Source organism: Spirosoma sp. (genome assembly GCF_026391055.1).
GTDB lineage: Bacteria > Bacteroidota > Bacteroidia > Cytophagales > Spirosomataceae > Spirosoma.
This window is the reverse complement of sequence record NZ_JAPLET010000021.1, coordinates 78,455-102,328: the sequence shown is the minus strand read 5'-3', so window position 1 is coordinate 102,328 and position 23,874 is coordinate 78,455. Positions and strand designations below refer to the sequence as shown.

The 23,874-nt window shown below is 48.5% G+C and carries 18 protein-coding genes; 4 read left to right on the top strand and 14 right to left on the bottom strand.

All coding sequences use genetic code 11. The features are described 5' to 3' along the window. Positions 1 to 504: 504 nt before the first annotated feature. From NT073_RS14985 to NT073_RS14975, 3 genes are all read right to left on the bottom strand, one after another. Positions 505 to 3,864, bottom strand: a complete 3,360-nt coding sequence (locus tag NT073_RS14985; protein ID WP_297374981.1) for a UTP--glucose-1-phosphate uridylyltransferase — start codon at positions 3,862 to 3,864, stop codon at positions 505 to 507. Between the two features lie 52 nt (positions 3,865 to 3,916). After that, the gene (locus NT073_RS14980) at positions 3,917 to 4,876 is read right to left on the bottom strand and encodes a sugar phosphate nucleotidyltransferase (protein ID WP_297374979.1); all 960 of its coding nucleotides are present in this window, start codon (positions 4,874 to 4,876) and stop codon (positions 3,917 to 3,919) included. A 273-nt stretch (positions 4,877 to 5,149) separates the two neighbouring features. Next, entirely contained in the window at positions 5,150 to 5,815 is a 666-nt protein-coding gene (locus NT073_RS14975; RefSeq protein ID WP_297374977.1) for a GNAT family N-acetyltransferase, read from the bottom strand. A 391-nt stretch (positions 5,816 to 6,206) separates the two neighbouring features. Between NT073_RS14975 and tkt the strand changes: the two genes are divergently transcribed. After that, positions 6,207 to 8,252 carry a transketolase gene (gene tkt, locus NT073_RS14970; RefSeq protein WP_297374974.1) on the top strand — a complete coding sequence of 682 codons (2,046 nt, stop codon included), beginning with the start codon at positions 6,207 to 6,209 and terminating at the stop codon, positions 8,250 to 8,252. 64 nt (positions 8,253 to 8,316) lie between these two features. On the opposite strand, the gene NT073_RS14965 is transcribed toward tkt, so the two are convergent. The 4 genes from NT073_RS14965 to NT073_RS14950 form a co-directional block, all read right to left on the bottom strand. Further along, entirely contained in the window at positions 8,317 to 9,525 is a 1,209-nt protein-coding gene (locus NT073_RS14965; protein WP_297374972.1) for an MraY family glycosyltransferase, read from the bottom strand. A gap of 171 nt (positions 9,526 to 9,696) precedes the next feature. Further along, a complete protein-coding gene (locus NT073_RS14960) occupies positions 9,697 to 10,467 on the bottom strand; it encodes a glycosyltransferase family 2 protein (RefSeq protein WP_297374970.1) in 771 nt (256 codons plus the stop codon). Further along, positions 10,464 to 11,102 (bottom strand): WcaF family extracellular polysaccharide biosynthesis acetyltransferase, encoded by a 639-nt coding sequence (locus tag NT073_RS14955; protein ID WP_297374968.1) that lies wholly within the window; start codon positions 11,100 to 11,102, stop codon positions 10,464 to 10,466. Before NT073_RS14955 ends, NT073_RS14960 begins: the two co-directional genes overlap by 4 nt. Beyond that, positions 11,053 to 11,985, bottom strand: coding sequence for a glycosyltransferase family 2 protein (locus NT073_RS14950; protein WP_297374966.1), 933 nt, complete (start codon positions 11,983 to 11,985; stop codon positions 11,053 to 11,055). Before NT073_RS14950 ends, NT073_RS14955 begins: the two co-directional genes overlap by 50 nt. 134 nt (positions 11,986 to 12,119) lie before the next feature. Between NT073_RS14950 and NT073_RS14945 the strand changes: the two genes are divergently transcribed. From NT073_RS14945 to NT073_RS14935, 3 genes are all read left to right on the top strand, one after another. Continuing rightward, entirely contained in the window at positions 12,120 to 14,105 is a 1,986-nt protein-coding gene (locus NT073_RS14945; RefSeq protein WP_297374964.1) for a sialate O-acetylesterase, read from the top strand. A 65-nt stretch (positions 14,106 to 14,170) separates the two neighbouring features. Continuing rightward, a complete protein-coding gene (locus tag NT073_RS14940; protein ID WP_297374962.1) occupies positions 14,171 to 14,935 on the top strand; it encodes a formyltransferase family protein in 765 nt (254 codons plus the stop codon). A 97-nt stretch (positions 14,936 to 15,032) separates the two neighbouring features. After that, complete coding sequence (locus tag NT073_RS14935) at positions 15,033 to 15,887, top strand: polysaccharide deacetylase family protein (RefSeq protein ID WP_297374960.1); 855 nt, start codon at positions 15,033 to 15,035, stop codon at positions 15,885 to 15,887. 1 nt (position 15,888) lies between these two features. On the opposite strand, the gene NT073_RS14930 is transcribed toward NT073_RS14935, so the two are convergent. The 7 genes from NT073_RS14930 to NT073_RS14900 all read right to left on the bottom strand — a co-directional run bounded on the left by NT073_RS14930 (position 15,889) and on the right by NT073_RS14900 (position 23,868). Next, on the bottom strand, positions 15,889 to 17,043 hold the full coding sequence (locus tag NT073_RS14930; protein ID WP_297374958.1) for a glycosyltransferase: 1,155 nt from the start codon (positions 17,041 to 17,043) through the stop codon (positions 15,889 to 15,891). Positions 17,044 to 17,064: 21 nt separating this feature from the next. Next, complete coding sequence (locus NT073_RS14925) at positions 17,065 to 18,231, bottom strand: glycosyltransferase family 4 protein (RefSeq protein ID WP_297374956.1); 1,167 nt, start codon at positions 18,229 to 18,231, stop codon at positions 17,065 to 17,067. Then, positions 18,231 to 19,610 carry a hypothetical protein gene (locus NT073_RS14920; protein ID WP_297374954.1) on the bottom strand — a complete coding sequence of 460 codons (1,380 nt, stop codon included), beginning with the start codon at positions 19,608 to 19,610 and terminating at the stop codon, positions 18,231 to 18,233. Before NT073_RS14920 ends, NT073_RS14925 begins: the two co-directional genes overlap by 1 nt. 81 nt (positions 19,611 to 19,691) lie before the next feature. Continuing rightward, positions 19,692 to 20,582 carry a glycosyltransferase gene (locus tag NT073_RS14915; RefSeq protein ID WP_297374952.1) on the bottom strand — a complete coding sequence of 297 codons (891 nt, stop codon included), beginning with the start codon at positions 20,580 to 20,582 and terminating at the stop codon, positions 19,692 to 19,694. A gap of 3 nt (positions 20,583 to 20,585) precedes the next feature. Beyond that, the gene (locus NT073_RS14910; RefSeq protein ID WP_297374950.1) at positions 20,586 to 21,695 is read right to left on the bottom strand and encodes a glycosyltransferase family 1 protein; all 1,110 of its coding nucleotides are present in this window, start codon (positions 21,693 to 21,695) and stop codon (positions 20,586 to 20,588) included. A 121-nt stretch (positions 21,696 to 21,816) separates the two neighbouring features. Further along, entirely contained in the window at positions 21,817 to 22,824 is a 1,008-nt protein-coding gene (locus NT073_RS14905; protein ID WP_297374948.1) for a hypothetical protein, read from the bottom strand. Between the two features lie 18 nt (positions 22,825 to 22,842). After that, positions 22,843 to 23,868, bottom strand: a complete 1,026-nt coding sequence (locus NT073_RS14900; protein ID WP_297374946.1) for a glycosyltransferase — start codon at positions 23,866 to 23,868, stop codon at positions 22,843 to 22,845. Positions 23,869 to 23,874 lie beyond the last annotated feature (6 nt).

Genomic DNA, 23,874 nt, shown 5'->3' with positions numbered 1-23,874 from the left:
GCTCGCTGAAGTAGTTACCATCAAATGCATTTAATGGTAGACTGATTAAGTTCTTATTGGTGCCGATGATCCGGATATCGGTTAATTTCCATCCATGATTTATCAGCTCAGTTAACATGTCCAGACCCGATTCGAGGTTAGGACCTCCATAGCTACATTCCTGTACGTCGCCTGACGAGTCGGAATATTTAAAGCAAATCATTATCATTTGTTAGGTAGAAGTTACAGTGAAAACTTGTATGCAAATTCGTATTTTTTGAAGATTTAGAGTTACCATCCAGTAAATATTTAATACTGGTTTACTGGGCGGTCAGTTACTATGAAGCGCGGTGCTCTGTAGCGCCAAAGCAATATGAGCAGCTAAGTATAAATCCTGCGCTGACTCATTGTAAGGATACGCTTAAAAAAAGTGGCACAAAGAATAAGTCTGTATTGAATGTCAAACCAGAGGCTTCAATATCAGACTTATTCTTTGTGCCACTCAAGTGGCTGGTACTAGCTTACCTAAGGCTGCGGTCCAGCTTGAACAGCAGAAAATGTGCAAAGCGAGGCTACATAGTCTTTACTGCCGTCTGTTACCCAAGAATCCAGTTGAGCCGGATCTTTCATCTGCTGCCCACGGTATCTGGGAACCGCAATATAGCCACATTTAACATCGGCCAGTGCAGACATATCGCTCCATAACTTCTCAATCTGTGCAACAGGGTAAATATCTTCCTGGCCATGTCCCCAGCGGTATTTCACGTCCTTAATGGTTACATAGGTAGGAATCCGGTGGGCTACGCTCCGCACCGCTTTGGCCAGTTGGGCTTCGTCGCCGTTCTGCAAATCAGCGCGGCTCAGGCCAAACAACTGCAGCAGCGGATCAATCTGAATCCAAGTGGTCATGGTGTTATAGTAGCTCAGATTCAGTTCGTCGTCTTCACGAGGCTGTGCCAAACCCTCCAATAGACGGACATGGCCATTTACCCGCGCAAGTCCGCCCCCTCTGTCCTCGATTCGACGGGGAACAACCTCAAACGTTAGTGCATTGCTTGATTCAAGGTGATACCCAAGAACGGCCGGGTCGAGGTTGGCGCCTAGGGTATCAATATTGTGTAGCATGATGGTTTCCACCTGCGGATTACTGGCAAGGAGTTTGGCCAGCGTGCCATTTCGCAACAGGTTAGACACCTCGTACCAGTGGCCCAGTGGAGAAAACCGTTGAGCCGCAATGTTGTCTACGTAATCGGTTCCTTCGCCTTTTGCTTTCGCCCAGGCAATCATCGACTGACGTACGGCATCCCGCACTTTTTGTTTGTTTTCGTCCAGCGTTTCCTGGGGCATTTCTTCCCACATAAACCGCAAATCGCGTTCCATCGGTACAAAACGCTGCCCAATAGAACGACCCGGCGATAGAAAAGCAGGCCCGCCATAACCGAAGTTGCCCGTTTGTTCCAGTTTTTTCCGGATAGGCTCGTGGGTCAGATAGCTGGTTGCAACGAGGTGCGGAATAGTCGCGTTGAACTGCTCGGCTACCTTTCGGGTCTTGGCCATGTGAATCTCCAGGAAACTCCGGTGTTCTCCCTCAATGTCAACGAATGGATTGATCGCCTTGATGACCCCGGCTCCTTTGGTCCATCGGCTGCCAACACCGGCGGCCAGGCTCATAATAGCTACCCGGCCCGACCGGATCGCCTGCTCACCAGCCTGAGTTGACGCGGCCAGTGCGTCGAACTGGACCAGATCATCCGGCAAAACATCCTCAATCGTTGTCTCTGCCGATAGGCGGTTGCGGGCAAGTCCGATGCGGCCTTTCTGAAGCTCTTCACGAATCTCTCCGTGCTGAATATAGTCGAAACCGTTCTCCTTCTTAATACGGTCGGCTTTGTCGTTTTCGGCACCCCGGTTACCCTGAGAGGTTGGATCAGACACTTTAAAGAGGTTACTGACAATGGTGCGCAGCAGCGGGTAGGCCAAATTGTTCTGATCGCAATAGGTAGTGAAAAAGTCGATCTCCGCCCGACGCACATACGGTATGGAGCTAGGGTCTTTACGCACTAGTTCCGATACCTGAATGCCATAATACTGCTCCGGCATGAGTGCCTGATTGCCTTCCTGCAGGGTAGCCCAGGTGCCTCTCGGGTTGATGCTCCAGTTATACACCACAGGTTCCATGGCAAAAGGCAAGGAGTCGGACAGCTCGTTTTTTGTTTTACGAAGCATTTCCAGCACTTGTAGCTTATACTCCTCGTAGCGATCCGGATTAACAAACATGCCCATGCCCCCGCCAGACATGCCCCCGAGCATCAGGAAGCCATAGTAATCATCGCCAATCTGTTTTTTTGCTTTGGCAATGATCTGCTCGGTAAAATACGTTGACGCCCAGGGAATGATCGTTTTGATGGGAAATTCCCAGTTACGGGCAGTATTTTCGCCCAGTTTCCGGATATCTCCTTCCTTGATCGCGCCCAGAATATTGTCGAAAATCTGGTTTGTCTGCTGACGGGCCGCCCATTCCTTATCTCCACGAAGCAGATACTTTTCGGTAACCATTTCCAGAATTGGTCCCACGTTGGAGGCCATACCCCCGTGCATAAGCACTAGCGAGTTCATGATTTTTTCCTGAATCTCGGGATGTACCTCGCTGCCTTCCAGCACGCGGTGGCGGGGGAGTAGCGTTCCCCGGCTGATGCCCGACTCGGGATCACCCTCCTGCGCAAACGTACCCTGAATGGCTTTGATGCCCGGCCAAACGCCCCCGGAGTCCTGCCAGCCACCGCCGGAGCCGCCGATCCACTCGCCCAGAATGGCCCTCGATGCGACCAGCCGCCGTTCACTTTCCAGTAAACCGCCTTCCAGCTTTTGCGTTTGTCCGGTGGCCCGCATCAGCAGGCTGATAATGGACCCGAGCAGGTTTGTAGAAACCGCAAAACGGGAACCTTTAGGAATGTCGTTTACTTTCGTGACCAGTTCAATGCCCATACCGGGCGCCACAATGCGGGTCAGGATTTCTGCCAGCGACTGGTTTGTGCCCTCAAAAGAAGGAGGAATCAAGCCGGAAGCAATGACCCCGGCTTTTACCAGACTCAGGTAGTCGTTGCCAAAATTAAATAGATCGGCGAGGTCATGAATATCCTTGGTCGTATTCAGGTCAACGCTGGTCAGGCGTAAGACGGGCTCCGAGATCACCCGCACATAACAGTGCAGCGGTGGCCTGATATCTTTGTCGCGGCCAAAGACCCCCAGGTCAATCGAGATGTTGATAACCCTGGCGCCTTCGGGGTAGTCCATCCCCAGAAAGAAAATATCGGACCATCCACTGTGGGTCAGGTCCATCCGAACCGATGTTTGTTCGTGCAGGATAGGGTAGAAAAGGGAATTGTCCGGGCGTTGCAGCAGGTTGGGGTGAATACGGATCGGGTGTTCGGCCTGATGGCCAACCCGGAACATCCACTGATTGCCTTTGCTGGAACGGACGCTCTTACGAACCTGATCGGCCAGAATTTGGAACGACAACTGATGATAACTATCGGCCAAGGCACTGAATAAGGTGGCATTAGGGCCGTGTTTATCCAGATCCTGCAAAAAAACAGCGATTGCCTGCTCAAACCGACGAGACAGTAAATCTTCAAAACCAGCGTAAGGAATTTTGCCAATTGCCGGTGTTGCCCGGTCTTCCATCAGAAAAAACCGGAAACCGGCATACAGGAAGAGAATGGCTCTGACTTTATCGTACAGGTTTGGGGTGGATTTTCTGAACTCATCTAGCTCACGCAGGTCTTTTAATAAATCTCTGGCCGACAGATTTCGGCTTAATTCAAAAAAGGATCGGTTGCGGGCAGCGGTGTTGGCAGACGTAATTGTTTCTATAAAAACATTCATGTTGAGTGAGGCTAGAAAACGAGTTGGACGTTTGGAGATAACCAAAAGGGCCTTATTGAACCAATTGCGCCTTTCTGGTATTAGCTTCAGCCAGCAGTTCTACCATAGAGGTCAGGGTTTCGTCATGAGCCATACCCGCCAGTCCCAGCGCCATTTGAGCCCGCAGCAGGCCCTGGCGTCCGCTTAAGTCGTATCGATTTCCTTTCACTTCCAACGCCAAGTATTTTTCCGTATCGGCCAGTGCCTGGAGGGCGGGAGTTAACAAGACGTTCTTGCTGCCTTCTTTTAGTTGCTTTTCGAGCAAGGAAAAAACCGTAGGCGTTAGCACGTGCATACCAAAGAAGCAGAGGTAGTAGCCCACGCGCAAACCAGGCGTCTGTAGTTCAAGCTCGGCGACGCTCAGAGATGGTTTTTCGATGAGTTTTTCAATCTGGTACACCCCGTTCATGTTCGCAACGTGCTTGCCGGTCAGGGTGCCATAACGACCGATCTGATGCTCAATGGTTGGGTTAACCGCCGACACGGAGCAGTCTTCCTGCATCGCCAGTTCAATCAGCTGTGCAGCACACCGCTTGCAAGTCAGATTAGAGACGTACAGATAATCGCCGAGCAGGAGCAGAAATGGTTCTTCATTTACAAATTCTCTGGCGCAGTAAACGGCATGGCCATAACCAAGAGGCTCCTGCTGCTCGGTGAACTGAATTCGGCTGATGAGGTTGTCAATTTTTTCGGCCTCTTCCCTTGCCCAGTCGACCCCTTTATACGACTTTACCAGATTATCTCGTAAAGATGTGAATGCATTGATGTAACGTTCTCCATCACCGGGGGCGCAAACGACGCATATTTCTTCAATGCCGCTTAGAAAAGCCTCCTCGGCAATCGCCTGAATGACTGGTTTGTGTAAGCCATCCGTATCAATAACGGGGAGCATAGCTTTCTGAATGGTATCGGCTACCGGATACAATCGTTCCCCGCGAGCGGCTGCTGTAATTACTGCTTTTCTTATTTTCATTGGCTAGTGAGTATTCAACTGTCGAAGATAATAGGACAAAACTAATTTATCTATCCTTAATCACCTGATCAATCATCCTTATATTGACTATCTGGCATAAGTAATAAATTCTATTCCTATCGGTCAGTAAAAGAAACCCATTGCCCGGAAAAAGTTGTGCGCTGGTGGTAAAGACACTTGATCGATCAACGACATCGCCAAAGGCGTAGGAAACCGAAATTGTTTTGGTAAAACAGTAAGTGGCTGAGGTGTAACCGTAGTGGTACGGATCTGCTATTGTTGTTCCAGTTTAAAAGTCGCCATAGCATCTACTGTTTCCCATGAGAAAGGGACCCATCGGCCCGTATTCTCATCAAATACCTCGGTGGCGGCTTCGCAGGGGAATAACTTGTAGTCAAATTTTGGGTAGTAGCTAACCAGATAACCGGGGTAATAGTAGCGTTTTTGCTGACTCCGGGCGTGGTTTATCTTTAGCAGCATAAGGTATTTACCCAAGCTCTGCTTTCGATAATCCGGGTGATAAAAATTCATAATGCCCGCAATGCTTGTTTCCCCGTTATCGAATATACCTACGGCAATAAGCCGACTGCCATCCCGTACTTCGATGGCGTAGGTATCGAATCCCGATTTCAGCGCCCCATTCAGTAACCAGAATTCAACCGAGAGGGGCGCGTCAAAATCGACAGATCGCTTATAAAGCGCATAAAGGGCTTCAACTTCCTGCGTTAAAACAAAAGGCTTGACGGTTACTGAAAACGGCTCATTAATGCGAAACAGCCGGGATTGCTTTGGACCGAATGTAACGTTCGCCAGTGCAAGTCTTAGCCAATGTACTGGACAAAGAGTATCATTGAAGACAATGTACTGGCACGTGAACACTTCCTGTTGCATTCGAAAATAGCCTATACTGAGGAATAAGTCCAATTCGCTTCCTTTCATGCAGGGAGAGACGTTAACAGTGAACGCCTTTTTTACGGTTATCGATAGAAGGCAATTTAGTGTAAAAATATGTACAGATATAGTAAGGAAGACAGGAAGTACACTCCATTAATTTAATGAAAATTATGCAGAACAACCCTATAAAAAGTACCATTCTTCTTATTAGGTAACGAATTTAACCACCCCTACATATCCATGCTCTGTTTAAAAAGAAGACGAATGCTAACTAATTGACTTTATTAGGTGTTTGATAGTCAAGAGTTTAACATGAAAGAGGTAAAAATTTTCAATCTTCTTATCTGTTTAGCAGTTAATTATAGGACCTGTTAGCTGGTTGACTACCTGTACCGGCTATCTCGACTTGTTTTTTCAACGTTTGCCTTCTTTTGTTATGACTACTCAATCGGTTGACCTCGACCAACTCAGTATCAATACCATCCGGCTTTTGTCGGTTGATGCGGTTCAGAAAGCCAATTCCGGACACCCTGGTTTGCCGCTTGGCGCGGCTCCTATGGCATATGTTCTTTGGTCACGCTTTTTGCGGTTTAATCCACAAGACCCCCACTGGCCGGATCGGGATCGGTTTGTGCTCTCGGCCGGGCACGGTTCGGCTTTGTTGTACAGCTTATTGCATTTGTATGGGTACGATCTGTCGCTCGAGGACGTAAAAAGTTTCCGGCAAATTGATTCCCGCACGCCGGGTCACCCCGAGTCTAACCTGACACCGGGAGTTGAAGTAACCACTGGCCCGCTTGGGCAGGGGTTTGCCAACGGAGTAGGCATGGCCATGGCCGAAGCATTTCTGGCTGCAACCTACAACCGGGAAGGCCACACGGTCATGGACCATTACACCTACTCCATTGTGAGTGATGGCGATTTAATGGAAGGGATCGCGTCTGAAGCGGCTTCGCTGGCGGGCCACCTTAAGTTGGGGAAGCTGATTTATTTGTACGACGATAACCTCATCTCGCTGGATGGACCTACTAACTTGGCGTTTACGGAAGACCGAATGGCTCGTTTCGATGCATATGGCTGGCATACGCAGCATGTTGCCGATGGCAACGATCTGGACGCCATTGAAGCGGCCATTCGCGCAGCCCAGGCCGAGACAGATCGCCCGTCTATAATTGCTGTGCGTACGGTTATCGGCTTTGGTAGCCCAATGGAAGGAACCAGCAAAGTACACGGAAGCCCGCTGGGTGATGAAAATTTACGGAAAACCAAAGTGTTTTATGGTTTCGACCCAGATCAGTCATTTGTCATTCCGGATGAAGTAAAACCTCATTTACTGGAAGCCGGCAAGCGGGGTGCCGAGCTTCAGACCGACTGGCAAAAACGGTTTGAGACTTACAAAAACCAGTTCTCAGACCAGGCGGAGCTATTTGACGTGTCATTTGCGGGTAAGTTTCCCAGCGATTGGGAAGCCGATCTGCCTAGGTTTGCACCTGCTGATGGTCCGCTGGCCACCCGACAGGCTTCTGGCAAAGCCTTGGAGGCTCTCAAAAAAGTAGTGCCTTATCTCTTCGGTGGCTCTGCCGATCTAGCTTCATCCAATGAGATGCCAACGAAAGGCGACATTAGTTTTCAGCCCGGTCATTACGGAAATTCCAACATCTGGTTTGGGGTACGTGAGCATGCCATGGGAGCGGCCCTGAACGGTATGGCCCAGCACGGTGGCGTGCACCCATACGGCGGTACCTTCCTCAACTTTTCCGATTATATGCGGGGAGCCATTCGGCTAACGGCGCTGGCGGAGTCGTCGGCAACGTTCGTGTTTACGCACGACAGCATTGGCTTGGGCGAAGACGGACCCACGCACCAACCTGTGGAACAGGTCGTTTCGCTACGAACCATACCGAACATTATTGTTTTGCGACCGGCCGACGCCAACGAAACTGTTGAAGCCTGGCGCGTGGCTCTGCAACAGCCAAAAACTCCCGTGGTGCTGATACTTTCCCGCCAGAAGTTGCCCGTGCTGGATCAGGAAAAGTATGGTTCGGCGCGTGGTCTTGAGAAGGGAGCCTATATTCTAAGTGAAGCCGATGGTACGCCCGAGCTGATACTGATTGCTACGGGTTCTGAAGTATCGTTGGTGCTGGAAGCGCAAGAGGAGCTAAAGAAACAGGGTATTCAGGCGCGGGTTGTCAGTATGCCTTCCTGGGAGTTGTTCGAAAAGCAGGATCAGGCTTATCACCATGAAGTATTGCCACCCTCAATTCGGAAGCGGCTGGCCGTAGAAATGGGGTCACCAATTGGCTGGCACAAGTACGTTACAGACGAGGGAACAACAATTAGTATGAACCGATTTGGCTTGTCCGGCCCCGCCGAAGAAGTAATGGCTTACTTTGGCTTTACGGTGGAAAATGTAGTAAATACGGCTAAATCGGTTTTAGACGGCAATCCTGACGGTATCGAGAAAAAAGAAGTATTGTCCTGAGGTTGTTTGTAAGAAAATCCCTTCGAACATGTTCGAAGGGATTTTCTTATGAGTTCTAATGTGATTATAGATAGTCAACGATTCGTCGTCCGACAATTCCATTCTGCAACTCTCTCCGCAAAACTGCTTTTCTCCGGCGAGGGTGGGTTGAAACGTACATCACCCGCATTTTAAGCGTAAAGCTTACGATCATATATAACCCAAATAAACAGCCCAGGATTACAAGGGATAAGGTGTTTGAGATATTACGGTGCAGGAATAAAAACAAGACGGTGTTGAAAAGGGAGATACCGCACAGTACAGCCGTTGCTCCGGCATGAGACAGGCCATTATCCAGCAAAATATGATGCATATGATTGCGGTCGGCTGAAAAGGGCGACCGTCCAGCGAGAATTCTAACTAGAAAGACTCGCAATGTATCAAAAATCGGTACGATCAAAATGACAATAGCAATGATTGGGGCGTTGAAGAAGGCGGTTGGTTCGTATCGGTAAGCCGCGTTCAGGTTAACAAACCGAACCGCGAAGAAAGCCAGCATAAAGCCGATAATCAGCGAACCGGTATTACCCATGAAAATTTTGCTGGTCTTCGAAAAATTGAACCGTAAAAAGCCCAGCAGGGCGCCAGCCATCGTAAAGGCCAGACACGCCATCGTGAAATGATTTGTCAGCAAAAACCAGCCGCCAAAGGTAGCGCTGGCAATTGTTGAAATTCCACCGGCTAACCCGTCAATGCCATCAATCAGGTTAATGGCATTGGTTAGGGCGATAAAAATGAAGCAGGTTAACAGGACACCTACTGCGGGTTGTATATGGTGGAAACCCATAATGCCATACAGGTAATCGACACGCAAATCGCCGAACAGAATTAAAATCATGGCTGCCAGCACCTGAAACATCAACTTTTTGGCCGGGTCAATACCAACCAGATCATCCTTAATGCCAATAAAGAACAGGATGGTCATGCCAACGATTGACAGATTGGTACTGTAAATGTCTGTTCTGTCAAGACTGGGCCATAGGAAATAGCCAATCAAAATGGCGGCAAAGATGGCAATACCACCGAAAGTTGGCGTTGGGGTGGAGTGCGACCGGCGCTCGCCGGGCTTCTCCATGAGCGATTTCAGTTCCGAAATCTTAATTACAACGGGAATGGCAATCACGGCCACAAAACAGGCAACTAAAAAAGACAGTACGCACTGATAAAGGCCAATTGTAAATGCTTCATCATTGAATTTATTTTGCAGGTATGCAATTAATAAATCAATATTCATAAGGCGGGGCGTTTAAAGACTATCAAGCTTTTAAGCTCGTTGAGTGTTAAAAACAACTCGTAAATAACGCTACCTACGTAAGCCGGTTGCCCGGTTTGAGAATCGAAGGAGCGTAAAAATTATGGTTTTACCTATTCATACCTGCGAAATCTGATTTAATGGCATGTTTAGTTACTTAATATGTATTTCTGGCGGCTTTGTGATGTATTGCTTAATTTTACGTAAAGGCTTTAGCCAAAATGTAAACATATAAGGCTTTAAACCATTCAATTGCCAGGCCAATTGATCTTCTCTATTAGCGCGAAGGCGGTTTTGTAAGCTGCTGTTACTGATACCGCCAACCCGCATAACGATAGTAACCTCGTCCATATAGGCCAGTTTAGCTTTATGCTTGTGAATGAACCGTAACATCAGTTCATAATCAGCAGCACTCTTCATATCCAGGCGAAAAAGCCCGTACTGCAAATACATCCATCGCTTGGCAAAGAATGACAGGTGCCCGGGCATCCATCCCCAAAGAAACGCATTCTCACTATACCAGCCCGAACGCCAGTAACGTTTGAGCTTTTTGGTGTCTGTTCGGTCCACATAAAGCATATCACCATACACAGCATCGCTGTCTGTACGTTCGAATGTGGCCACCATGTTTTCTATGACGCGGTCATGACGGTAAAAATCATCGGCATTCAACAGGCCAATTACGTCGCCGGTTGCTAAGTGAATTCCCTTGTTCATGGCATCGTACAAGCCCTTATCCGGTTCGGATATGAATCTTGCAATTCTTGTGCCATACGACTGGACAATAGCTACGGTTCCATCAGTCGACTTCCCATCGACAATAATGTATTCGATGTCGGTATACGTTTGGCTGAGCACAGACTCAATGCAATCCCGGACAAATTCTGCACCATTGAAGACAACAGTTATGATTGATACTTTCACGCTTTGATGTTTCGTTGACGGACCCAGACAGCCGGGTTTCCCTGATAAATACCATATGCTTTGAGCGCATGCGTAGCTACCGAATTAACGGCCAGCACAGCATGTGATTCGCAGCGAACACCCGCACAAACAATGGCTTTGGCCCCAATCCAGACCCCATCCTCGAGGGCAATCGGCCGAGTAGTTAGATCAAACGTAGACCGCGAGTAGTCATGATTACCAGTTAACAACATAGCACCTTGAGATAGACAAACGTTGTTACCAATGGTCACATCGCTCAGGTTATCAATCCAGACGTTTTCACCAATCCAGACCTGATTACCCACTGTAAGTAACCAGGGATACTTAATATTAACAGCTGGTTTAATGACAAATCCTTCACCAATTTTTGCTCCGAAAATTCTGAGTACCAGTACCTTAAGGGCAATGGGAATGGGCAGATAAGTATTTAGGAAAAAAGCATTTACCAGAAACCAAAGTATAACTTTCCAGCGTGGTCCCGGATTATACCAGCTGATATTGAACTTCGTAAAATCTGTTTTTCCGTTCTGAAAGTCAGGTTCTGTTGCCTGGTTAGTACTTAATTCAGGGCTGACTGACTTGCTCGGGTCGGGCTGGTCTAAGGTCTTTTCCATATTCCGTTCGGAAATAGTTGATAAGTTCTTCTTTGTCGGTGCCTACCCGAATGTTTACCTCCATGAGTTTGGCATCAACCAGAAAACGGTACCAAAGTGCCTGTAGGCAACACCAGACAAAGCCCGCCCGGCCATCCAGGAAACCTAACCGGACAAAATACCGGTAGATAAAATATAACATGGGCCTGGTAAAAAGCGGTAGCGACGCGTATTTCTCTTTTAAAAACCGGATCCGTTGATCTTGTGTTCCAAATAGTCTCGGTTGAACCGTTTCGGCTTTGTCGAAATGATAGCGGTAATTAAGCAGATTGATCATTTCCAGAATGGTATAATGATTATGCTTTTGCGTCCACCAGGTCAGGTTGTTCAAGTTATGGTCGACAATGTCATGATCGAACTGAATGGGCGCTCCTTTGGTCAGTTTAATGTGCTCATCGTGCCAAACCTGTTCGCAGAAACCGTCTCCCCGTCGCCAGAGCCTCAGTAACCAGATCGGATAGAAGCCTCCGTGGCGCATCCACCGGTTCAGAAAGAACACCCGGCGTTTTACATAAACACCCCCTACATCGGCGGGGAGGGTGTGCATACGTCGATTTATTTCGTCGGCCAGTTCGGGCATAACGTACTCATCGGCATCCATACGCATAAGCCAGCCTGTTTGAAAAGGCGTGTTATTTATGCCAAAATTAAATTGAGTAGCGTAGTTTACCCAGACATTTTGAACCACCTGAGCACCCAGTGAACGGGCTATCTCAACGGTTCTGTCAGTCGAAAACGAATCGACAATAAATATTTTATGTGTAAACGGCAGCAAACTCTGAATACAGCGAGTAATGTGTTTTTCCTCGTTATGTGTCAGAATGATGACTGATACATCGGTCATACTCAAATGAACTATAGGCCTTATATAAGCGTGTTTTCATTCTTTTATGCAAAAAAAGAATGTATTTTTACCCGCTTGTTTGCGTAACTAGAATGCGCACAATATTATAACTTTTTTTATAGTCAACAAAGCCAATGAATAGACTTTACATTGGGGTTATATTGTTTTTGTACTATTTCCAAGCTCAGGGACAACTGGTTTTTGAGCGGCTACCCCGTGAATTACAGTTATATCCGCGCGATGCCAATAACCAGGCCGAAGTTATCGTAAGTGGCAAAATGGATACGCCCGGTTATACAAAAATAACGATGCGAATGGCGCGGGAGGGCGTGTTGACGCAAGTGGTGAGCCAAAGTCTGGAGCCATCGAGCAGTAATGCCCCATTTAGTTTATCAACAATTATCAAAGCCGAACCCGCCGAATACTCTTTTCAGGTATATCTCTTTAAGGGACAGGATTCATTACTGGTTGCCAATTCCCAGCGGATTGTCTGTGGCGATGTCTATATCATACATGGGCAGTCTAACGCACTGGCGCTGAGTAACTTCGATGAATTGTACTCGTTTAATTTCAATGACAAGTACATGCGGAATGTAGCTTACCCTTATCTTGGATTACCCACTCAAATGAGTTGGTATCCAGCCAAACAGCCCTTTGCCAGCGTTGGCGGGTTAGGCTTGACATTACAGCGGCTTATTCTTGAAAATTATGGTATTCCTACCTGTGTCATCAATGGGGCCATGGGCGGAACACCCATCAGTGCCTTGTCTGTTCGCGACCCGCTCAATCACGCCAATCCAATTACGTTCTATGGCGATCTGCTAAATCGGGCGCAATGGGCTGGGATTGCCAAACAAACGAAAGCGATCATCTGGAAACAGGGCGAAGAAGACGCGGGAAGTGGTCTGCCCGGGTACCCGGCAAAGTTTACTACACTCTATAATCAGTTCAGAGAAGATTACGGCAACGCCCGTATTTACGTAGGGCAAATCAATATTTTAAACAACCCGCAGGATAGTGCTGCTGCCCTGCGCGACTTTCAGCGACGAACAAAATATATCTTCAACAATGTAGAAACCATTGCTACCGTTGGAACACCGGGTTATGATGGGGTTCATTACAGTGGACTTGCGCACCAGCGAATGGCTTTCGAGCAGTTCAGGCTCATTGCCCGCGATATATATGGGTCGAAGGATACGCTCCAGATCAACTCGCCGGATATAAAAAAGGTATTTTATAACACCCGCAAAGATTCCATTACGCTGGTTTTCGACGATCAGATGCAGATGGTCTGGAAAAACGATACCACCTTCTACAATTTTGCAACAGGCGCTAAAATTGCCTTCCGGGAACAGAAGGATTTCTTTTATCTGGACCGGCAGTCGGGCTTGGTGACGGGTGGTTCGGCCAATGGAAATCGGGTGATTTTAAGTTTAAAACAGCCGACTTCGGCCAAAACGATCCGCTATCTGCCTGCCTATTTCTCGGATGCCGTTTCACCGTTCTACGATGGGCCTACGCTTCGGAATACACGCGGAATGCGGGCTTTCTCATTCGATAATGTGGCTATTGCCGATGCGATCCCCGCTGTAACAACACTGGCGGCCAAGCCCATATCCGAAAAACAGATACAATTGAGCTGGGCTGTCTTGCCAACGACCCAAAACCAGATTCTGGAACGGGCCATCGGTACCCCCACAAATTTTACACCGTTAGCCAATCTCGGCGGAACAGTCGGCGCGTATAACGATACTAATGTTCCGGATATGTTTGGCACCTATTACTACCGCTTACGGGCGTTCAGTGCTGTTTCCGAGTCGGCCTACAGCAACGTCGTTAGTGCCCGCCCGCTGGTGCTGGGTACCGAACCTAACGAACCGCTCGTTAAGATTTACCCGAATCCTGTGGCATCTGACCGAGTGTTGTATGTAGAAGCAGATCAGGCTCTTTTTACTGAATTAACTGTGCGGGATTTACTGGGGAGAGCCGTAAAAACCTGGCGTGGTACGCCTAAAAAGGTTGTTTCGCTGGCACTCGACAATCTGGAAGCGGGTCTTTATGTTACCGACATACAAACCGTTAACGGACACTTAATTCGCCAAAAACTGATTATACGTTGATAAACGAATACTGCCTTTCGGGTCCTAATGCGTAGTTTTGTGGCTTCAATGTTATATACTCGTTTATGCGCCTTGTGATTCTTACGCAGGATGATCCTTTCTATCTTGCTCGTAATATCGATTATTTGCTGAAAAACTTACCGCCATACGCCGAAGTTGTTGCCACAGTTGTGTTTGATGTTTCGCCGTTTGGTAAGCGGGAAAGCTTTAGTGAGAAGATGAAGAAAACGTACGATATTTTTGGCCTGCCGTTTTTTGTGCGTTATGGCTTCAAATTTGTCGCGTCGAAACTGGATAGCCGAAACAACGTGCGCAAGGTGCTGGCTGATCGAAATATTCCACTCATTCATATCGATGGGAATATCAATAAAGATGAAAATCTGGAAAAGCTGAAGGAATATAAGCCTGACTTATTTCTCTCGATTGCCGGGAATCAAATTTTTAAACGTAAGCTGCTGGATGTAGCTACTTACGGTTGTATAAACCTACATACGGCCCTTTTGCCCAAATATCGTGGGCTGATGCCGTCGTTCTGGGTGTTAAAGAACGGGGAAACGCATACGGGCGTATCGGTGTTCTTTGTGGATGAAGGCATTGACAACGGCCCTATTCTGGTACAGGAGAAGCTTGCCATTGGCAACATGACCCAGGCCGAATTAATTGATGTGACCAAGAAAATGGGTATGGACGCCATGCTCAAGTCCATCGAAAAAATTCACTCGGGTAAGTATGAGTTAATAGAGAATGATGCATCCCAGATGACTTACTTCACGTTTCCAACCCGTGACGATGTAAAAGCTTTTCTGGCGGCCGGTAAGCGGTTTTATTAAAAGGAAGAAGGGGAGGAAAGGGATTAAGGAGAAAAAGGAGAGGCTAGCCGCGCTCCTTCCTGTCCTTGTCCTCCCCTTCGTCCCTTTCGATCTTATTATGAATATTTTGACGTTTGATATTGAGGAGTGGTTTCACCTTCTGGATAATGCTTCGACCCGAACAGAAGCGGAATGGAGCCGATACGAGACCCGGATTTACCATAATATGGACCGGATCTTTCAACTCCTGGAAGAAACTAAAAGCAGGGCCACATTCTTTTGCCTGGGCTGGGTGGCCGATAAGCACCCCGAGATTATCCGTCGGATCGACGCTGCCGGTTATGAGGTTGCTACCCATTCTTATGCACACCAGCTTGCTTATGAGCAGACACCCGCCGAATTTCAGGCCGATCTGGAGCGGTCAATCAAGCACTTACAGGATTTAACTGGTAAAAAAGTTCGCTCGTATCGAGCACCAGGATTTTCCATCAAAGAATACAATCGCTGGGTTTTCCCAGTTTTGCTTGAACAGGGAATCGAAATTGATTGCTCCGTTTTTTCGGCCCGTCGCTCGCACGGGGGCGATGCGTCTCTGAATATGTTTGAGCCGGGTTATCTGAACATTGGCGGGGCGTTGCTTAAGGAGTTTCCGATCAATACCGCCCCCGTATTCGGTCAGGACCTTATCTTTTCAGGTGGCGGTTATTTCCGGCTTTTTCCCTACCGGGTCATAAAGGGGTTAGTGAGCCGGTCAAAATACGTCATGACCTATTTTCATCCCCGCGATTTCGATCCGGGCCAACCCATGATTCCCGGCCTAAACAGGGCCCGCCAGTTTAAGTCGTATTATGGCCTGGAGAGCTGTCTGCCCAAGTTGCAGCGGCTACTTCTCGATTTCCCCTTTGTCGATCTCGCCGAAGCCGACAGGCAGGTTGATTGGTCTACTGTAATACGTCGCGATGTGCGGGTGTAGGTCAGGGCTTTTTGCAAATTCTGGTGTACTCATCCAGGAGCTGTTTGGCAACTACATCGATATCATATTGTTTTTTTAGCAAGGCCGTTGCATTCCTGGCTATATTCTGGCGCAGCTGTTCATCGGCAAGTACTATTTCCAGCCCTTCCGTTACACTTGCCGGGGTTAAACTGGCTAACAGCCCGGCTGCTTTGTGTTCCCGGATCACTTCGCCAAAGCCAACCCGATCGGAAACCAGGGTGGGTGTGCCCGCTGCCATAGCTTCGAGTACAGCCATTGAAAAACCTTCAGAATAGGAGGGAAGGGTAAACAGATCGGCATCGGCGAGAGCCGCTTTCTTGTCGTCGCCGGTTAGCATGCCCACCATCCGAATCGATTCGCTGAGGTTGTATTGTTCGATAAACTGCCGGGCAGTTGCTTCATAGCCGTCGTCAGGACCCGCCAGAGCCAGCACCGTGTCCGGGTGTTGTCGAACGTATTCACGAAAGCCGGGCAGCAGTAGATCGAGTCCTTTCTTTGCATTCAGGCGGCTCATAAACAACACCAGCTTTTTATCCATAGGCAGTCCAAACTTCCGGCGGAACGTACCCTTGGGCGGAAGCGTAGCGAAGTCGCTCATCTTAACCCCGTTTGGGATGATGACCAGGTTCGGATGAACATGCCCAAGGTAACGCAGCACATCTTCCTGCTCGTCGGTGTTGTTTATCTGCACCAGATCAGCCCGCTGTAGATATGCTTTTTGGGCCAGTGAGTCCATTAACTGCTTCTTCCAGTTGTTGTGCGCGTACACCCACCGATCCAGTACTCCATGAACAGTAATCACCTTGGCCACAGTACGGTCAATCATGAAGGGAGCCAGCGTGCCGAAATGCCAAAGACCGTGGCAATGGATAATGTCGTACTCATGAGCGTGTTTTTTAAGATACTGATACAGCTCAATCGAGAATTCGCGGAAGAATTTATTGATAACAGGGGTCCGCTGACATAAAATCAGCCGTGCGCCGTCTGGAACAGGATAGGGCTTTTCGCCGGGCGAAACAGGGCTCAGAATGTCTACCTGATGGCCATATCGGAGGACGACTTCGGTATGATCGAAAATAATCTTGGGAGGACCACCCGATTGCCAGGTGTAAGCGCAGATATTTAAAATTCGCATAGACGCTGCGTGGTAATTCGATTAATTCATGATTTTTCTAAAGCCATCAAGCATTTCCTTTGCGACTACTTCGGGCGCATACGGTTCAATAGACTCTCTGGCGAATTGCCTCATTTGGCGGACATTCACAGTACCATCCATAAATCGAAGCAGGTATTGCGTTAGTTGAGCAGGTTGGTCCGGGTCGAAAACGAACCCGTTTTTCTCATGATGTACCAGGTCTTTCACGCAGCCGCAGTGGTCCGAAACAATAACGGGCAGTCCACAAGCCATGGCTTCGTTAACAACTAGTCCCCAAGGCTCCGAGCGGCTTGGCAGTACCAGAACGTCGCTCAAAGCCAGTACTTCAGGCACCCGAAACCAGGGTCGACCGGGTAAAATAGTTACTTCGTTCGATAAGGTAAGTGCGCTGATCTGCTCAACAAGGGGCTCGTGTTCGGTGCCGTCGCCCAGTAGTATTAGCCCCCAAACAGACGGATTGACTGTACGCTGAAGGGCCTGGCTGAACGCATCAAGTAAAACGGGTAGATTCTTGGCCTGAATGAGCCGTCCCACAAAAATGAAATTTTTGGCTCGCAACTCCATCGCCTGCCGGATGCTTTCCCGGTTTGGGAGTGTCTTCTCGTAAACGGATCGAAGGGCGTTGTTATCTACCGCATTTTTTCGAAGAAGTATTTTGGCCGGCGGAACACCCAACTGCAACAGGTAGTCGGCCGATTGACTGCCAAAGCAAAAAAAACCATCGCACTGACGAAAAAACCAGCGTTTGAATTGCTCTTTCCACCCCCCGCGCTGGTGATCAGAAGCTGTACTTTCGTTTTGCATGACCACCCGAATGCCGTTGGCCTTTGCCCAGAGTAATAGGGTAAGTTGTGCCGGATCGTAATAACCCGTCAGGTGAATAACGTCGGGTCGATAAGCCCTGCTGCGTTGGAGTAAGGCCTTAACTCGTTCATACAGGCCAACTTCTTCTACGAATCGATCGAACAGTAATTCATGCTCGTATGCATAAGTAGGTGCCGAAGCGTCGGTAAAGGCTTCCAGGCCGGCACGTGAGCGCTCGTTACGGGCAATTTGCAGAACCCGAACCTCAGTGTTTTGCTGCTGGTCAACCAACTGTTGTAACGCCTGAAAGACAGTGGATTTATAATGAGCCCATAATAGATTATGAACGATAAGAATACGCATCAGGCTGGTTCAGCGGAAGGCACAACAATAAATTGATCCTGGGTATTGTCAACGGCATGGTTGGTAAGATGAGCGGGAAATAAGTTTTCCACGCCCATAAACCGAATCATCATTGAGAGTGGAAACCAGTAAGAAATCTCCGTCGGTCGCCCATTGGTGAAGAGCTGTACAATCAGAAGCAGATAAAAATAGGCCAGGAAAGTATTTAGCTGATTGGGATTTGTGCGCATATTTTGCACGGAATAATAGAACGCCATGCCGTTAATGCCCCCGAATGTCAACAAGCCAAGAAGCCCCTGGTTGACTAGTGCCTCCAGAAGAGGCACATCGAAATACTGGAACTTATACCCGTAGCCTAAAATAAGCATATAAATTTTGGGGCCCATCAGGTTTCGAAGGAATGTCAGACCAACGGTTCGGTTAGCCGCCGAGTCATCGAGTACCGCTTTGTAATCAGCCCCCTGCGATTTCTGTCCAAACAGCGCATAGACGTTTTCCAGGTTACGCTCCAAAAAGCTGGAAACATAGTCATATAAAATCAGGTAAGCCGTAAAGTAGCGCTGAAAGAAATAGACGACTCCAATCACGCCCACAATCATGATAAAGATGGGGACCGGTTTGACGAGGCTACGAACCGCCGAACGAATCTCAGCCGGCCGAACGTGAAAATACATAAATAGAATTGTTGCCAGAATAAAAGCCAGAATGCCCGACCGAGTCTGGGTAAGTACCAGAACGGCAATGTTCAACACCCCCGCAAAGAAACAAAGTAACTTGAACAGGATATTCGACTGAGGCCGTAAAAGGCCGATGGCACAGGCGATGATGCCCATGTACGCATTTCGCGAAAAAGCGTGAGGGTTGCCAGACCCTTCGTCTCCATTATTGAGGGTAATGGTTGCCCGCTGACCAATGGCCCAGGTAGGGTCTGTAATTAACGCATAAATTAAGCCCAGATTAGAAACCAGCGTGAACAAGACAACTATAGGGATAAAAACCCGGATGACCTCATTTGGTACGTTTATGAGCAGGAATAAAAAGATAAGAACATACGCAAAATAAATCAGGTCGCGGTCATAATCTTTAAAGCCTGGTACCGCATTGAAATAGAACATGTAAAAGACGCTCAGTAGAATGTAGCTAATTCCCAGCGTGAGCATTAACATATTGGGTCGATACAATCGGCGAAGTAGCGTAAACGGAACCATGAGTAATAAGCCCCCTGCCAGTGCAGCCGCCGTAAAGGCAGTACTACCGGGGGCGAGTTTCAGGGTTTCCCGAAAAAAGAAGATTAAAGGATACCCATCAAGAATAATACAGATACCGACAACCATTCGCATATAGTCGAGTGTCTGTACAAAGCGAATGAAATTGTTCATAAATGCGAATCGGTTAATAGGTTTAAGGTCAATTGTACTGGTTTGACGTTGGCATACGTATTTCTGTAACTAATTGACAATTTATTTATTCAGCCGAAGCCGGTGCCGTACATAGGCGAATTCGCCTTTAAGTACGAACGTCATCAGCTTACGCAGGCGGCAGTACCGTTGCCAGAAGGAGGCTCCCAGGTGCGAGGTTAACATAGGCTGGTATTTCTCTTTTACCTGCCTGTGTTCCTGAAGGCCTACGGTGCTTGCAATCGTTGACGATTTGGCGTCGGGCTGGACCCGAAAGCCGCCCCAGAACCCGTTAACGTGTTTAAACTGCATACCGGGTTGAACGCCCAACCGCGCTACAATTTCGTAATCGATCACGAAACGCAGGCTTTCATCGAGCATGCCAAAACGGATTAAATGTTCCCGGCGAATAAAAAGCGACTGGTTAAACACCTGCATTCCCTCGTAAATATGGCATTCTGCGCAGAAGGCCGGTGCCCGCATTTCTTCCAGAATAACGTCAGCTTCGTCTGTGATGTACATATCTCCGAAAAAAACGTCCGTATCCGGGGCTTTGCGCCAAGCTTCGGCAACCCGATGAAACGCGTCTGGAGCAAACACGTCGTCGGAGTTTTGAAACGCGACGTAATCACCGGTTGCCCGTTTAAAACCTTTATTTATCGCATCGGTTTGCCCTTTATCCTTTTCGCTCACCCAGCCAGCTAAGTAAGGCGCATACTTTTTGATGATATCGACACTGCCATCGGTAGAGCCGCCATCCATAATGAAATACTCCAGATTAGGGTACTGCTGGTTCAGTACGCTCAAAATAGTACGTTCCAGGTACTGGGCCTGGTTGTAAGACGGGGTAACGACAGTAAGTTTGGGATACGTTCGGCTATCCGTGCGATTGGTAGAAACAGACGAGTACGGCTTAGTAACAAATGGATGGAGTGAAGCGGGAGTCGATGCCATCGGTTAATGTAGAGATTGATAAACCTCCAATGTCTGACAGGCGGTTTTATCACATGAAAAATTCTTCAGCCGCTCAATTCCTTTCAGGCTCAGGTCTGCACACAGCGCATCGTCTGTAATAATGCGTTCGATGGCCGAAGCCATTGACTCATCGTTTTCAGGGTCGAAATAAAGCGCAGCATCGGCGGCTACTTCGGGCAATGAGCTGCGGTTGCTCAACACAGTAGCACAGCCTCCGCTATAGGCTTCCAAAACCGGTATACCGAAGCCTTCATTGAGTGACGGAAAAACAAAGGCACGGGCGTGTTTGTACAGGGCCAGCAGACTGGCATCGGAAGCCGGTCGGTAATGGACGCGGTTAGCTAACCGGGCTGCATGAAACAGGGTTTGTTCTTCTTTACTGAACGCGCCACCTCCGGCGCAGATCAGGTGAACATCGGGATACCGTTGTAAAACGGGCTGTATAGCCCGAAAAAAGCCGGTGAAGTTTTTGTATAAACCCCGTTTGCCAACATACAGCAGGTATGGTGCCTGTAAGGGCGGGGTGGTGTATTCACTTGCCGAAGCATATTCTCCAAGGGTAGTACCCAGGTGAATAACTTTTATTTTGTCCGGGTCGACGGTAAAAAAACGCAGAATTTCCTGCTTCGAGAATTCCGAAACGGCAATGATACAATCAGCCCGGCGCAGCAACAGCTTTTTTAGGTCGTATAATCCTTCGCCCACTTCGGGGTATAGTTTGCCGTACCGTTCGCTGGTTGCGTCGTGGAAGGAGATGACAAAGGGTTTATTGCCCAGCGCGTCCAGAAAATAGCGATGGTAGTAGGTTGGGTGAAAAATGTCGTATTTGCCCGCTTTCACGCGCCGAAGGCTGTAAAGGCGATTTAGGACGGAGGCAACCCGATGAACATTTCGTACCTGAGCCAAACTTCGATACCGTAGGTGCCGACTAAAGGAAGCCTGATCAAGATATTCGTTATTAGATAATCGCAGGGATAGTTCAAATTCAATATCTGTTCGCTTGGCAAACGAACGCATCAGTTCAAAAAAATAGCGGGAAACGCCCCCGTAGGGTACGCCCGTGAACGATTGATGGTCGTAAAGTACTTTCATGAAGGGAAATCTACAAACGGCAGGCGTTTGTATTTTTCTGAGATGATTTGCCTACAAAATTAGAGTTAATAGGGGATAAAACCTTACTCGTTGGTTAATATTCCTCGAACGGTCCGCAGCCTTAGCCTGGGAGAGATAACTGATCAATAAATCGGGTAATACTTCGAAATGACTGAACAGCCGAATAACGCCATCCGCGCAGAACCACCGGTTCAGGCTGTTGCCCATAAGCCGGTTTTATTGATTTCCCACTAAGCTCTGAAGAAGGGGGCAATGTTTGCCGGTAAGTGTCCAGTAAGGAGCCAAGTTCGGGTCTGTCCGACAGGCGAAGCCGGTTCTGATGCGGAAAAAAGCCCTGATCGGGATAAAGCCATCCTTTAACATTCATGAACAAAAGGGGCTGGTTCTGCCCTTCGGGGCCGGTTACCTGCCAGCCGTTTTGGGTTTGGTGGAGGCTACGCTCGGGCAGATTCCAGAGAGCAACGTGCCAGCCAGGGTTTTTAACTATACGTACATGCTTGAAAAAGACCGGTACGTGCATTAGCCAGATCTGGTCGAGACAAAGCCCTTCGCAGTAGTTTATAAACGCTCTTTGCTGAACCCGGTCCGTCCACCAGGCTAATAATCGATCCGTTTCGTCAGATCGGCGGAAACCCAGGAAGTCGGAACTATACAGGCCGATGTTCTGAAAAAACTTCTCGTCGGGCCAAAGCGAATCGGCTGGATTGCGCGTAATAAACGGTGTCAGCAGGGCGGTTGACTCTTCAAGCTGCTGCCAGATTGTCGACAACGGACCCATGAAACAGATATTCGGGTCGGCATAAAGAAGTTTATCAATTTCGGGATAGCGCCGAAATACTTCCGTTATAAAAGCTGGTTTGCAGGCCGCAGCGAATTCGGTGGGTGTATAAAGCGAGGATAACTCTGCCAGTGACACAGACGCAACCAGTTCATTGACCGGCAGGAGCGGATAGGGAGAAACAAAGCCAGCAGGTAATCGGGCCGGATCATCGACCAGACCCAGAATAACCGGAGGGATGCTGGTCGAACTGCCCGAATGGCGGACAAAACTATCGCCCAGTGCAATAGCCTGGGGAAGTTGTGAGAGGGTACAGATGGTTAATAGCACAGTAAATACAAAGCTACGTCATTCAAGTAAATCGCCCAACATTGCCAAGTATGGGGCATACCAGTTGGCTGATGCATCGGCATACCGGTTGTAGTTGCCACGTTGTAAACTACGCAGAACCGGTAGTACACGCCCAAGCCGGTTGTCAGGTAAACTGCTGCGCATCGTAAAATGGCCTAATCGCCGGCGAAGTTGAGAAAATCCCGGCGCAGTTGCTGAAACACGCGCATTCAATAACTGGCTTATTTTGTTCAGATTCAACTGCTTCTCACGAAGGGGAGCAAGTTTGCCCGCTCTACGCCGGGCCAATCGGTCCTGCAATCGCACCGAATCAGTCGCTTCTTTTTCACGCACACCTACCTGTTGATGAACGTGCGTCCGGTATAGCTGTAAAGGAGCATCAATAAAATGTACCGAGTTGCTGGTGGCGGCTACTAAAGCCATCCAGCCATCATAAATATAATCGGCGGGTAAATCGTTGGGTACGGGCAGTACCACTTTCAGGAAGGATTTCCGGACAACGGTTGCGCAGCCCATCATTCGATTGCCGTCCAGCAGTACTTCCAGCGATTCGCCCGTTCGCCAGCGATGCTGTGCTTTTTTATCAAAGCGTACAACCTCCCAAAACCGGCCCTTCTTTTCCTGAAGCTGCTCATCCGTAACCCAGGCGTCGCAAAAAGCCACCTGCGCTTCGGGATGCTGAGTCATATAACGGGTCATCGTAGCTATTTTTTCGGGCAGCCAGAAGTCATCCTGGTCGCATAGAAAGATCAGATCGCCGGTACAGGCCGACAGTGACCGTTCAAAATTTTTATTAGACCCCAGCCGTACGGTATTTTCAAGAACCCGCACCACAAAAGGTGCGTCGGCGGCAAGTTGGGTAAGCAATTCGTCGGTTCCGTCGGTAGACTGGTCATCGCAGATAACGATTTCGTCGGGCAGTTGCTGCTGCTCCAGCAAGCTCTGCCATTGTACGGGTAAGTAGGCCATGCCATTGTACGTACAAAGCGCAATTGAGATGGATGGACGCGGACTTTCATTCATGCAAAA

What these genes read in the sequence shown, in the direction of transcription:
- NT073_RS14985 (WP_297374981.1), bottom strand. Translation starts at nt 3,864, where the DNA reads ATGAATGTTTTTATAGAAACAATTACGTCTGCCAACACCGCTGCCCGC.
- NT073_RS14980 (WP_297374979.1), bottom strand. Translation starts at nt 4,876, where the DNA reads ATGAAAATAAGAAAAGCAGTAATTACAGCAGCCGCTCGCGGGGAACGA.
- NT073_RS14975 (WP_297374977.1), bottom strand. Translation starts at nt 5,815, where the DNA reads ATGAAAGGAAGCGAATTGGACTTATTCCTCAGTATAGGCTATTTTCGA.
- tkt (WP_297374974.1), top strand. Translation starts at nt 6,207, where the DNA reads ATGACTACTCAATCGGTTGACCTCGACCAACTCAGTATCAATACCATC.
- NT073_RS14965 (WP_297374972.1), bottom strand. Translation starts at nt 9,525, where the DNA reads ATGAATATTGATTTATTAATTGCATACCTGCAAAATAAATTCAATGAT.
- NT073_RS14955 (WP_297374968.1), bottom strand. Translation starts at nt 11,102, where the DNA reads ATGGAAAAGACCTTAGACCAGCCCGACCCGAGCAAGTCAGTCAGCCCT.
- NT073_RS14950 (WP_297374966.1), bottom strand. Translation starts at nt 11,985, where the DNA reads ATGACCGATGTATCAGTCATCATTCTGACACATAACGAGGAAAAACAC.
- NT073_RS14945 (WP_297374964.1), top strand. Translation starts at nt 12,120, where the DNA reads ATGAATAGACTTTACATTGGGGTTATATTGTTTTTGTACTATTTCCAA.
- NT073_RS14940 (WP_297374962.1), top strand. Translation starts at nt 14,171, where the DNA reads ATGCGCCTTGTGATTCTTACGCAGGATGATCCTTTCTATCTTGCTCGT.
- NT073_RS14935 (WP_297374960.1), top strand. Translation starts at nt 15,033, where the DNA reads ATGAATATTTTGACGTTTGATATTGAGGAGTGGTTTCACCTTCTGGAT.
- NT073_RS14930 (WP_297374958.1), bottom strand. Translation starts at nt 17,043, where the DNA reads ATGCGAATTTTAAATATCTGCGCTTACACCTGGCAATCGGGTGGTCCT.
- NT073_RS14925 (WP_297374956.1), bottom strand. Translation starts at nt 18,231, where the DNA reads ATGCGTATTCTTATCGTTCATAATCTATTATGGGCTCATTATAAATCC.
- NT073_RS14920 (WP_297374954.1), bottom strand. Translation starts at nt 19,610, where the DNA reads ATGAACAATTTCATTCGCTTTGTACAGACACTCGACTATATGCGAATG.
- NT073_RS14915 (WP_297374952.1), bottom strand. Translation starts at nt 20,582, where the DNA reads ATGGCATCGACTCCCGCTTCACTCCATCCATTTGTTACTAAGCCGTAC.
- NT073_RS14910 (WP_297374950.1), bottom strand. Translation starts at nt 21,695, where the DNA reads ATGAAAGTACTTTACGACCATCAATCGTTCACGGGCGTACCCTACGGG.
- NT073_RS14900 (WP_297374946.1), bottom strand. Translation starts at nt 23,868, where the DNA reads ATGAATGAAAGTCCGCGTCCATCCATCTCAATTGCGCTTTGTACGTAC.